Genomic DNA, 11,849 nt, shown 5'->3' with positions numbered 1-11,849 from the left:
CCTTCCATAACATGAATTGCGTACTTGTCCGAAGTTGTATTGCCGGCCGTGATGCGGATCGGGTAAGTGCCAATGGGAGAACTTGTCGTCGCGGTAGTAGAAAGCGCAGGTCGCCCCCCCGTGGTGGCACTATAAAAAGTGTCTGAGCCACTGAGGCCAGAGACCCCAAACACAAGCGGAGGGACAGGATCCCCTTGGTGGAACGAAAGCGAGAACGCAGTCAGCGTGAGTGAGGACGGCGCTGGATCAAAGATCACAGCAAGCACCGGAACAGCCCACCTCGTCGCGCAAAAAATAGCGGCTGCGAGCACCACGGAAAAGACAGCGATACGCTTAATCAACACGCCTCCTGAAGCGCCCATAGAGCTTCTTACATTTGATGCGGGCGTTTGACACTCTCAACGTGCGATGCGGTATAAATTTCTTAGCATCCTATCAATATCAGTTACGGCTTCCATCGGACACAGTACTCTCCACGAACAAATCCGTGCGAAGACCGCCCGACAGTACCTCCAGTCTACCGCATCAGCCTCAAACATAAGACGAAGCCCGTTGTCTGAAACGCATGAGCAAATGTATATTTTGCACATCCTTGAGCGTCAAAAGCGGTGTACTGAAGATTCGCAATCGCCTTTCGAGGGCTGCTGCTTGAGCCCGCCAGCCCGATCAATAGTTAACCGATGGCTAAGAGCTTCATAAGGGAGTGAAACGTTGGGCATCGAAAACGAAGCATCGTATCCGAGTCTTCGCAATCGCGTCATCATAGTGACTGGAGGCGCAAGCGGTATTGGCGCATCCATCGTTGAAGCATTTGCGATGCAACATGCGAAGGTCGCCTTTCTAGACATTGACGACGCAGCAGCCGGCGTCCTGATCAGCAAAGTCGCATCGACTGACGCGACCCTCCCCATCTACCACCACTGCGATATTACGGACGTAGCAGTTATGACGGCAACGGTCGAAGCTATCATCGGCCAGCTTGGTGCAATCGACGTACTTATCAACAACGCTGGCAACGACTCTCGACACACATTCGGCGAGGTGACCTCCAAGTACTGGGACAACGCGATGGCCGTCAACCTGAAGCATCATTTTTTTATGGCTCAGGCCGCCGTCCCATCCATGAAAAGTGCAGGCCGCGGCTCCATTATCAATATGAGTTCCATCAGCTGGGCCATTCCGTCTACTGGCCTGCCTGTATACGTAACCGCGAAGGCCGCTATCGTCGGTTTGACTCGCACACTCGCCCACGAGTTAGGACAACACAATATTAGGGTGAACTGCGTTATGCCCGGCGCTATCCAAACCGAACGACAGAAACAACTCTGGCACACCGAAGCCTATAAGGCCGAGATCCTGTCGAGCCAGGCGTTGAAGCGAATGATCCTTCCCGACGAGGTTGCACGACTTGTCCTCTTTCTCGCTGCAGAGGACAGTTCAGGCATTACCAATCAAAGCTTCGTCATCGATGGCGGTTGGATTTGAATCGCGCCAGATCTCTTCCCTGACTTTGCGTCCTCGCGACATCAACATCATCCAGACAGCTTTGTAAATCGTCTCTACGGGGCCGCGACGATACTCCCACTGCTCTCCTTTATCGGGCACGACCACAGCCATCGTCGCATTCGCCTCGAAGAGCAGGACCTCACCATCTTCATTCAAGCCAAAGTCGATCCCTCCATAGTCCAGCCCAAGCGTGGCCTGTATCTCTTCCAGCGCGACCGTAGCTCGAGGCCCGAGCGCTCCTGCCATATCACCAAGGAACGCGGCATCTTCAGCACGATGTACCGCATGGTCCGCCATCTCCGCGCTGAAGTAATGAATCTTCCAGTTCCACGAAACAGCCACGTGCAGCGGATATATCCTTCCATCCACCATCATCACCCTGTACTTCCTGATCTTTCCGTCGCGCCGCCTCGCATCAAGATATTGAATCACCAGCAACTGCTGCCCCGGCAGATCCGCCAGTGCAGTCCTAAGTTGAGCTCCCGCCTCGACCTTCACAAAATGCTCACCCCCATGAAAGCCCGGGCTTCGCAGCAACATAGGAAATTCGAAGCCGCGGTCTGAGAGCACCGCCTCAGCATCCTCGGCCTCCAGCAAATCGCGCGACAGCAAAACGGTTTTCGGCGTAACTACATTCGCCACCCCCGCAAGACGCTCTGCGATAGCGCAACGACTCGTTGCCCGCACCGCCGTGGGATGGTTGATCACAGGAGCACCCGTACGCCCCATCATGGACTCTGCCACCGCTAACGCGTCGTCTGCGACATCAACATCTCCAATCGCATTGACGACCAGATCATGCGGAGGCAGCACCGTCCCAGGGTGATAGAACTCCGTAGCCACCAGAAATCGTTTAAAGATCCGGTCGCTCAGAAACTCCTGCGTCCGGATATTGCCACCAATCGTCGAGACCAGTTCCAGAACTGTAATCGGCGGCTGAGCTCCACGATAAGGAGCTGAAACAACACAGTGATCTTGAAATGCGATGCGGCGATGTTCCGCGGCTACCTCCGAGTCCCCGAGGTCTGACAATGCGAATGACATTCCCGCATGTGCAGGCCTGTAATGAGGATCAACATCGAGAGCACCTTCAAATAGCTTTCGAGCCTTCGTCAGCTCCCTTAGCTTCATCAGAAGATTTCCCAGGTTCACCAAACTCATCGGATCCTTAGGATGAGACGCTACCGCCGCCTCATAATATGGACGAGCCGCCGCGTTCTTTCCCTGCGCGAACAAGAGATTGCCGAGATCGTTGAGTGCCTCACGATGCGCGGGCTCATCCTGCAGTAGCGCCAAATAAATTACCTTCGCTTCCTCGACTCGTCCCTCTTGCTCCATTAGCCTGCCATCTTGCAACAAAGCAGGCGCGGCCCACAATCCAGATCGCAAATATCCTCCTGCCGACTCGTTACCATATGTCGAACACCGTTGCTGCATCGTTACTCCCTCACTTAGTTCAATTCAGTCTTCAGGCACGACACATAGTTACTCTCAAGAGCACGACCGAGCGCGAGCGTCTGTTCAATCAACATCTCGATCTCCGCACGAGTGGTGCGATGATTTACGATCGCAGCCCGAATGCAGAATCGCCCCCGCAAAATCGTCGACGACGGTGCGACACTTCCTGACTCCTGAAGCTCAATCACAATCTCGCGGTTAATATGGTCCGATTCAATCTCCCTGATCTCCACAAAAAACGCAGAGCGATATCGGAAGCAGACGATGTTCAGTTCGACTGCGGCCATCAGTTCAATCTCCGTTGTCTCTGCGATCCGCTCTTCCAAATAGCGCGCCAACTCACAAGTCCCGGCAATGGTCTTCCCCAGCGCCTCCGTGCCATAGACCTTAAGCGTGAACCACGTCTTCAGAGCATGAAAACCGCGCGACAGATCCGGCCCATAGTCGCAGGGCCACGAAGAGCCTCCGGAAATCCCGCGCTGCTCCCGCTGCAGATACGCCGCCGAAGCAGCGAACGCCTTACGATGGACCACCCCATCCCGCACCAAAAGAAAACCCGCATCGTAAGGAACCTGCCCCCACTTATGAAAATCGAATGCCAGCGAATCCGCTCTCCCCAATCCCTTCAATCGAGGTGCCAACTCTGGTGCGAGCATTGCCAGCGCACCGTACGCGCCATCCACGTGAAACCAGATCTTTTGGCGCGCACATATCTCGGCAAGCTCATCCAGATTGTCGATCGCACCAGTGTCCGTCGTACCGGCAGTTCCTACCACCAGGAAGGGAGCAAAGCCCGCGCGGCGATCCTGTTCGATAGTCTCTTCGAGTAAGTCGAGATCGATCCTGCCGCGCCCATCCGTCGTAATCAGCCGCAACGCATCGCTCCCAATGCCTGAGATATCCATCGCCCTCGTAACACACCCGTGCGCAGCGTTAGAAGCATACGCCGTCAGCCTCTTCCCGCTCGCAACAATACCACGCACGCGCGCCTCGAAGCCAAGCGCAACATCGCGCGCAATTACCGTCGCAATCAGGTTCGCCATCGAAGTCCCCGTTACGAACAGCCCACTCGCACTCTCCGGAAAGCCGAATATCTCACGCATCCAGCGAACGATCTGTTGCTCCACCTCGATCGGCATATGATCGCGTCCACCCAGGTTCGCATTCAGACCCGCCGCCAGCATCTCCGCCAGCATGCCTACAGGAGTCCCCCCGCCTTGCACCCACCCCATGAATCCGGGATGAACATTTCCTCCCGCATATGGCAACACCTCGCGCATAAACTCTTCATGAGCCGCGGCAAGCTGTGTAGGTAAAGAAGGAAGAGCTGCATGAAATCGCGCACGAACCTCCGCCGGAATCGGCTGCCATACTGGCCGCTCCCGAATATGTTCCAGATAGTCCAGCATGTCGTCCATCATGTAATGCGCCTGCGCCCGAAGACCTCGCCAGTCGTTCGGATCGAGTGTCTGTCCTCCCTCTGCCTCCTTCGATCGAACCTCAGAATCGATTCTCTGCAGCACATGCACTCCTCAGACGATCCGTAATATCCACTTAGCCATTTGCAACCAGAGGACCAACCCAACTCCACAACTTAGGAGATATCTAAGAAGCTTCTAATCCTTCGGCTCCTCATTCAAAACGAGGCGACCCAACAATCCACCGACTTCACTCCTATTCGAAATTGCGTAATATGGCTGATTCGAAAAAGTCGAATTAAATGCTGGGCAGAACCACGCTGACGCATTCTCATGTCGCAGCTCGAAGTAGTACTGCAAAGGGTAATCGGAGTTTGTATAATCGCCTGGAATCGCGGCCGTGAAGCCGCCATTCTCACGTTTCATCGCAACGAAGAGCCAGCGCTCTGCCTGATTTACGTGTCTGTAGAAGAGTCGGACCGAAGTAGCTGAACTTGCTGAACCCGAACTCATCACCTGGATAGAAACCGGGAGAGCCTGTCCAGGGTAAAAGCTTGTAGGCTGTGTGTGTGCAGAACGAACAGATAGTCGGTTAGGCTTACCGGTCGCTGCACGAATAGCCTCTCCTGCATCTTGCCCGGGGTCCACTGAAGCAGATGAAGACTGCAGCTTCACCTGCATCGTGGCGATGTCCGTATCGATATCCGGTAGCCGATCACTCCAGTGACCGCGGCGTTTGGGAATACGTCCGTAGGAGACATCCGAGAGGTAAACACCGTTGGCTCGACCTGCCATGGTTGCCCATCCTGCCCGCGCCGTTTTGTAATGATCGAGAGCGAGTCTGCCAGCCTCTGGACTTCCCGTCCGCAGATAGATCTCATACAAAACAGCGCTCCGCAACTTCGCCGCGAAGAAGCTGCCAACGCCTGTTTGGATGAGAACGTCTTCTTCTATCCTTCGAAATGCAGGAGATGCTTTCGACTTCACCGTCACACGTGCACTGATCAAAGCCCGGTTCGATGCAGCGACGGAATCCTCAATCCATTGAGCTACTTCAATCGGCGAATATTTAGGATTGGGCTGTCCAAGAAGCAGGTCCTGGCTGTGCTCAATCACCGTGGAAAATAGCTGTGGATCGAGCGGACTAACCGTTCCGAAACACTTAGGTTCTGGGGTATCTCCGTAAGGAGATGGCTCGCTTCCAACCACGATCGGCATACTGGTTGGCATCTCCACCCACAGATCGTGATTGCTCGCTGAGGAAAGATGAGTCGACGTCACCAACGGAAGGATGCGACTGGCATTTGCCAGCGCCATCTCGACAGAGACCGCGCCTGCCCCAAACTCGCTTCTGAGAAATCTGCGCCAAGTCTCGGGATCGGTATCCGGATCGTAAAGTTTTCGTCCCCACACGCGGTAGTAGTATTCATATTTTTTCCAGTCCGAATTGGGATTGAGAAACTTATCAACATAGGCGCAACGGCCCCCAGATGCACCCGAACCTTCGCGTCCTTTGAAGGTTAAAGGTTCCATTAAATCGAGTCCGGTCGCACCGCAGAAACTGGAGGTGCGTGAGTATCCAGCTGCCATCTCCGGATCGACGCAAAGAAGATGTCGCTGCGTGCCGGGCCACGAGCGGAAAAGCAACTTGTACTTGCTGCCTTCATGGAGAAAGTCGCCATAGCCATAACGAGTGAAGAGCCTTGCACCTCCGCTTACGCTGAACAGACTCACGTCATTGCCACTTAAATTTGCGTGCGGTATCTCGAGTGCGCGAATGTCAGCCTGATTGTAGCCAAGACTCTGATGTTCGGCGGAGTATTTGGCTCCTAGCTTTACCGGCATGCCTGTGCCAGCGGCCATATCAATCATGATTTGGTTGACACCTTTGGCATGCATATCGATCTCTACCTTGCGGCCACAACCGGAGATCGCCTCAAAAAGAGTCTGCCAGAAAGGATAGCTTCCTTCAGGAATACCGCTCTCACCATGGACGCGAAGAGTCAGACCTTGAATCTCCGGGCACGCCTTGAGAAGAATTGCGAGGGCGTCTCGACAGTATGCGGCATGTGTCTCAGGCGTGAGACCCTCGATGCGATGATAAGCATTCGGACTGTCGGTCCATTGGAAAGCATGCGTCCATATGCCTAACTGAAAATGAAGTCCCCGCGCACCTGTCTCGGCGGCGATGAATCGCAGCATATCAAAGTTCCTGTCCCGCTCTTCTTTGCTTAGCGGAACAGGTTTGGAGAGCCTTGTGCCATCAGGAGAGAATAGTTGAAGCACTTGAACATCCGGATAACCAGGGACTTCGACCAGGTATGGATAGGCAAAGTGGAAGTAGTCCCCGGTGACCCCTCTTGGGAAATCATATTCGAGCCCGTAGGCAAAGGTGAAACGGTTGAAACGGCTTGCGACCAGCGTATCCAAATACCCACGCCAGAAGTCTTTGTCGTAATACCAAACCTTGTCTTCGATCTCACAGCAGAAATAGCGCCCGACGCCACGCACCTCGTTTGCAGGCCTATTCTCAATCGACTCCGCGAAATGGAGCGCAGCCATAGGGTCATCATTGAATTGGACCCGCTCTGCAAGCTCAAGTAGCCCATAGACGAAGCCTAACGCATCGATCGCTAAAACAAAGATTGCGGGCACCTGGCCCACATTACCCGGAACAAAACGAACGCTCTCCGCAGTCGTGAGGACAACCCCAGAAGAAGGCGTTGGAGCTAGCTGCGAATCAGTGCCCGCAACGACAACGCACAAGGCCGAACCGACTACCTGATCACCAGACGCCACAGTCTCGCACGTCATCCCTTTGGAGATCAACTCTTTTCGGAGTTGGCCTACGGCTCTCATCACAGGGCCGCTGTTAGCGACAGGATTACCTGCATCGACCACTATGGAAATGCGCCGGGAAGATGCCGCGGACACATTGCGTGTCAGGCCCAACACCGTAGCCGTTGCAGCGAGCTTCAGAAATTCCCTGCGTTCAATCAAAGAATCTGGATTGCGTCTCATAAGCTCAAGAATCCTCGCTGCCGATTATTAGGTTTTGATACTGTGAACGCAAGTGACTTGGATTACGAGATCTTTTGCCGTCTTTTGCAAAAGATTGACTGCGATGCACCGTAGCCAAATAGCCGGATCAGCATTGAGATTTGCTCCAGGCAACACACATCGAAGAAGTTTGTCAGCTCGAATCTTCACATTGTTTCATTCAGGACCGTGCGATCAACATCAATCCTTTGCCCTCTGGGTCATTACGAACCCGGCAAGGCTTATCGAAGAGCATTGTGGCTTTATCTTTTATGATATATGCAGGCCAATACGGCATACCTTTGTGATTTGGATCTCCGCTGCGTGCGAAACTTACCCATGCTGAACCCATCTGCCGGGAGAGTAGCATCGCATCCGGGGCGCCAGCACTATAGTGATCGCAGAGCTCTGCATTGTCGAAGGCGAATGATATCTCACTTCCGTGAAATGTGCCGACGCGATCATCAAGAACTGGTGTTCTCCAGCAGTAAATATAAGCGTAGGCGGGTGCAGCTCCCTGAGCAGCTTTTCTTTCAGCCTGCGCAAATGCCGGTATGCGAAATCGAGACGCGGCGATCGCTGCGTAGAGATCGAATGGCGTAGCTTTCGGGTATTCGCTGCGATATGCATCCATAATTGCTGCGCTATCCTTACCAAATGATTCGGAGAGCAGACGACTCACCTCTTCAATTGTCATAGCACGAGCGTCCGGATGATCGAGCCCACTAACAAACTCATTGAGATTAGAGCCAGTGAGCAACGGAACATTCGCAGATAGGCTGGGCGCGCCCGGATCGAAGGGATGATGCGGCAGGACGCCGCCGTCCACCGTGGGCGCCCAACCATCTTCACCAAACGTGCCCCGCAAGGAAGGAACGGATTTGGTCATTTTCTTCATCGCTTCAGTCGCCGCTCCAGAGAGTCGGTCGACGGAGATTTTATGGAGGGCGTCTATCTGATGCTTGGATAAGCCGAGCTCAGCGATCGTCATCTCAGCCACCTGGTGAGAATAATCCGGCGAGAGCATCTTCAGAAAAGGTCCGCTTTGCACGATGGCACGATGAAACAAGCCCTTGGCCGCGGGCATTGCCATCAAGGTCACAACCTTTCCGCCGCCACCTGACTGACCGAAGATAGTTACGTTTCCGGGATCTCCTCCAAAGGTTGCGATATGATCGCGAACCCACTCGAGCACTGCCACGATGTCGAGCATCCCGACGTTTGCGGATGAAGCATACTGCTCTCCACCTAGACCCGCGAGGTTGAGATAGCCATAAACATTGAGGCGATGATTATGATTGACGACGACAGCATCGTGATTGCGCGCGAGACTTTCTCCTTCATAGGAGAGAAGATCGTGTGCGCATCCGATGGAAAATCCTCCGCCGTGCATGTAAACCATCACCGGTCGTCTGTGAGAACCGTTGATCTCAGGAGTCCAGATGTTGAGACGCAGGCAATCTTCGGCGGGCACCATGACGGCCGAGCCACGATGAAGCAGAAATGCATCTTCATCCGTAGTCGCAAGATTTTTGCTGTCGGTATTCGCGTGTGCGGAGTCCTGCATAGGGCAGACAGGGCCATACTGCAATGCATTGCGAATCCCCCTCCACGGCTCCGGCTTCGCAGGCGGCATAAAACGCCTCTCAGCAGCAGTAGAAGCCCCATACGGGATACCTTTGAAGACGTAGACGCCCTTTCGTTCAAACCCGCGTATCTTCCCTGAAGCTGTTTCAGCAACCGTCACCGAGTCGGATGCAACAACTGTAGGACGCACGCGTCCACCAGCCGACGGAGCCTGTTCAGACTCTGCAAGCATCGTTCGCGGGGCAAGGACCGAACCGGCTAAAGCTCCGCCCACCAAGCCAGCGACGAAACTTCGTCTTCCCGCGGAAAAACTCTCAGAACACTCTTCCATCGGTTTCGCAGATAGCATCTGATCGGGGTTTACCACTTTGCCCTCTTAGCTAGGTACATTTAGGATACGAAGTTCAGTGATTAACGGTACGATGTCTTGCTTCCCTACCTCACTGCCGTAACTTGGTCTGCGCATTCGTGTGAGGACCCGGGTTTCCCCAATAGATGAATGTGCCAAACCGCGTCGTTGTCACAATATCCATCGCGCCATCCTTATTCAGATCGACCGCCAATACATCCGAGCCCACACCGCTATGGTTATCAATGAGGTGAGGGACTAACTCGCCTCCCCCCGGAGCCTTTGGATTTCGAACCGTCTGATACCAATACAAGACCGGTGAGCCACGGGGATCCGGATCGATATTTGTATCCAGGTGCGAGAAATATCGCTTGCCTACAATGAAATCCGGAACTCCGTCGCCGTCCACATCAGCAAAGGTCGATCCATGAAGCTCGGAGAAGGTCACACCTCCGGCATTCTTTGTCGAGAAGTCATCCATCACAGTGTGTTGAACAAAGGAGATCTTCCCCTGCGCGTCCCGTTTTTGTTCGAACCATGCCAGACCCCAACCGTGGGCGTTCAGCGACGTGACTACATCGTTCAAGCCGTCACCATTCACGTCATATACAGCCATGACACTGCCACCCATCATCCCCCGGCCATATCGCGCAAATGCAGCGGGATGGTAAGTCCATGACTCCTGACTGACGCCGGGTGCGGGCTGCTCCCACCAACCGTAAGGGTCTACAATATCCATTCGTCCATCGCCATTGATATCGCCAACTCCAATACCATGACCCGCTCCATAGCCCTTCTCGGAGATGTTATGGACGATCCACGGCCCAGCGGGATTTGCAGGATCAGGCTTTGCATACCGAACGTATCCATCACCGGAGTAAACAAGCTCTGGCTTGCCGTCGCCATCTACATCCCGAAGGACCGCGATCTCGCTTTGAACGCCGCTTACGACCGTATATTTGTCCCAGCGCCGCCCCTCGCCCTTCGGATTGACATACAGTTGCACACCCGGTCCACCACCAAACATAACGGTGATAACGTCGGGCCAGCCATCACCGGTGAAGTCTGCTGCAAACTCCATCGTCGAGTCAGTCGCAAACTCCGTGGTGGGATTTGAACTTTGAGCCAGAAAGATCTCTCGTGACTTCAAATAGTCGGGTCCATAGTAGATGTAAGGTCCGGAGACAACATCCAAGACACCGTCATGGTTAAAGTCCGCGGCCGCAGAACCCCAGGAGTAATAGAAGTCACTCAGCCTCTGCTTGCTGAAGTCATTCGATACAACTTCCTTTTCACGCACTTTAAGTCCGAGGTCACCCAAAGCCATACCCTTGAAGTGCACAGATCCGCTTCCTCCGATATAAAGCGCAATCGGCCCATAACCCTCGTCTCCTACGGCGCCATTTTCATGACCATTGTTGAGGAAAGCCCGAACAATGTTCGCATCAAAGAAGATCTCGGCACTATTCCATTCATTGGGTCGAAGACTGGTGTCACTCGGCTGAAGCGGCAGATTCACCGTCGAATTCTGTGCTCGAGCCCCGCCGCTTTTCTGGGCCGGAGGATTAGGAGGCGGAGGAGGAGCTACGCGGACCAGGCCTCCACCTCGTCGTAGTTTGTCGCGTTCAAGTATCTTGCCTTGCGCATCGATCGTTACAGCATAGGCTTCAAGTCCCGGATCGCTGAGAGACACATACACACCCTTCATGCCTCCACCAGGGAGTTGTTGTGCGCGCAAAAGAACACCCGTAACGCAGCCATCCGCGCACCGATATTCGGTGTAAAAGTTGATGTCCTGATAAGAGTGATCCAGCACCAGCCAGCCGCCACCGCCCTGCTTAGGCGTCCCCACAATCTCGCCACCTTCCGCACGCCAGCTTGCCTGGCCGAAGGTATGCCAGCCGTTGAGGCTTGTTGTGCTTATGGTGAGATCGGGGCGAAACGAAGGACCAGAGGCTAAGGCGGGTAACACACAGAGCAACGTCGATGCCACAACAATCAACCTACGCTTCTTTGACATTACTTTTCCTTAGATTTAGCCATAATGTATCGCTTTGGGAACCGCTAACTTTTGGTATCTATTCAGGAAACGAAATGTCGTCGAAGAACTTGTAGGTACTCAAGTCCGAAGGCGGCGCGAAGAAGCAAACGACCTTCATAAGCTCTTCTCCCGAGTTCTGAAGCATGTGAATACTTCCCTGCGGAAAAAGCACGGCGCAGCCTTGCTTCACCGGTTCGATGACTCCATCAATCATCACGCGTCCACTGCCCTGAATAAGGTAGATCACCTCTTCGCCATTCGGGTGAGAGTGGGCCGGACGAACCGTCTGGCCAGGCTCGACCTCAATCATGCACATGGTGCAGTGTTGTGCGCTGACATTGTCTTTTGTAATGATCCAGCGCAGATCCCTACCGGGAAGATTCAGCGCTTCGATAGTAGTCTCGTCGATGATCGGTAGCTTCACGCCAGTATCCTCTTCTCTTTACTGAAA

The 11,849-nt window shown here is 54.0% G+C and carries 7 protein-coding genes and 1 pseudogene; 1 reads left to right on the top strand and 7 read right to left on the bottom strand.

The genetic code is table 11. From position 1 onward, the window contains the following. Positions 1–2: 2 nt before the first annotated feature. Positions 3–362 (bottom strand): annotated as a pseudogene (locus GSQ82_RS25790) (MBG domain-containing protein); the annotation flags it as partial. 349 nt (positions 363–711) lie between these two features. Here GSQ82_RS25790 and GSQ82_RS17460 point away from each other — a divergent pair. Then, complete coding sequence (locus tag GSQ82_RS17460) at positions 712–1,485, top strand: SDR family NAD(P)-dependent oxidoreductase (protein ID WP_254061715.1); 774 nt, start codon at positions 712–714, stop codon at positions 1,483–1,485. Here GSQ82_RS17460 and GSQ82_RS17455 read toward each other — a convergent pair. The 6 genes from GSQ82_RS17455 to GSQ82_RS17430 form a co-directional block, all read right to left on the bottom strand. Then, entirely contained in the window at positions 1,438–2,895 is a 1,458-nt protein-coding gene (locus GSQ82_RS17455; RefSeq protein ID WP_158793446.1) for a tetratricopeptide repeat protein, read from the bottom strand. The two genes, GSQ82_RS17460 and GSQ82_RS17455, sit on opposite strands and share 48 nt — an antisense overlap. Before the next feature lie 62 nt (positions 2,896–2,957). After that, the gene (locus GSQ82_RS17450) at positions 2,958–4,487 is read right to left on the bottom strand and encodes a pyridoxal-dependent decarboxylase (protein ID WP_216847106.1); all 1,530 of its coding nucleotides are present in this window, start codon (positions 4,485–4,487) and stop codon (positions 2,958–2,960) included. Between the two features lie 93 nt (positions 4,488–4,580). Continuing rightward, positions 4,581–7,403, bottom strand: a complete 2,823-nt coding sequence (locus GSQ82_RS17445) for a hypothetical protein (protein ID WP_158793445.1) — start codon at positions 7,401–7,403, stop codon at positions 4,581–4,583. Positions 7,404–7,602: 199 nt separating this feature from the next. Continuing rightward, positions 7,603–9,240, bottom strand: coding sequence for a carboxylesterase/lipase family protein (locus GSQ82_RS17440; protein ID WP_158793444.1), 1,638 nt, complete (start codon positions 9,238–9,240; stop codon positions 7,603–7,605). Between the two features lie 208 nt (positions 9,241–9,448). Beyond that, positions 9,449–11,377, bottom strand: coding sequence for an FG-GAP-like repeat-containing protein (locus GSQ82_RS17435; RefSeq protein WP_158793443.1), 1,929 nt, complete (start codon positions 11,375–11,377; stop codon positions 9,449–9,451). A gap of 58 nt (positions 11,378–11,435) precedes the next feature. After that, positions 11,436–11,822 carry a cupin domain-containing protein gene (locus GSQ82_RS17430; protein WP_158793442.1) on the bottom strand — a complete coding sequence of 129 codons (387 nt, stop codon included), beginning with the start codon at positions 11,820–11,822 and terminating at the stop codon, positions 11,436–11,438. Positions 11,823–11,849 lie beyond the last annotated feature (27 nt).

The organism is Granulicella sp. L60 (assembly GCF_009765825.1).
GTDB lineage: Bacteria > Acidobacteriota > Terriglobia > Terriglobales > Acidobacteriaceae > Edaphobacter.
This window is presented reverse-complemented; position numbering and strand designations above follow the sequence as displayed.

Excerpts from the sequence above, each read along its gene's own strand:
- GSQ82_RS17445 (WP_158793445.1), bottom strand. The coding sequence starts at position 7,403 with ATGAGACGCAATCCAGATTCTTTGATTGAACGCAGGGAATTTCTGAAG.
- GSQ82_RS17440 (WP_158793444.1), bottom strand. The coding sequence starts at position 9,240 with ATGCTTGCAGAGTCTGAACAGGCTCCGTCGGCTGGTGGACGCGTGCGT.
- GSQ82_RS17435 (WP_158793443.1), bottom strand. The coding sequence starts at position 11,377 with ATGTCAAAGAAGCGTAGGTTGATTGTTGTGGCATCGACGTTGCTCTGT.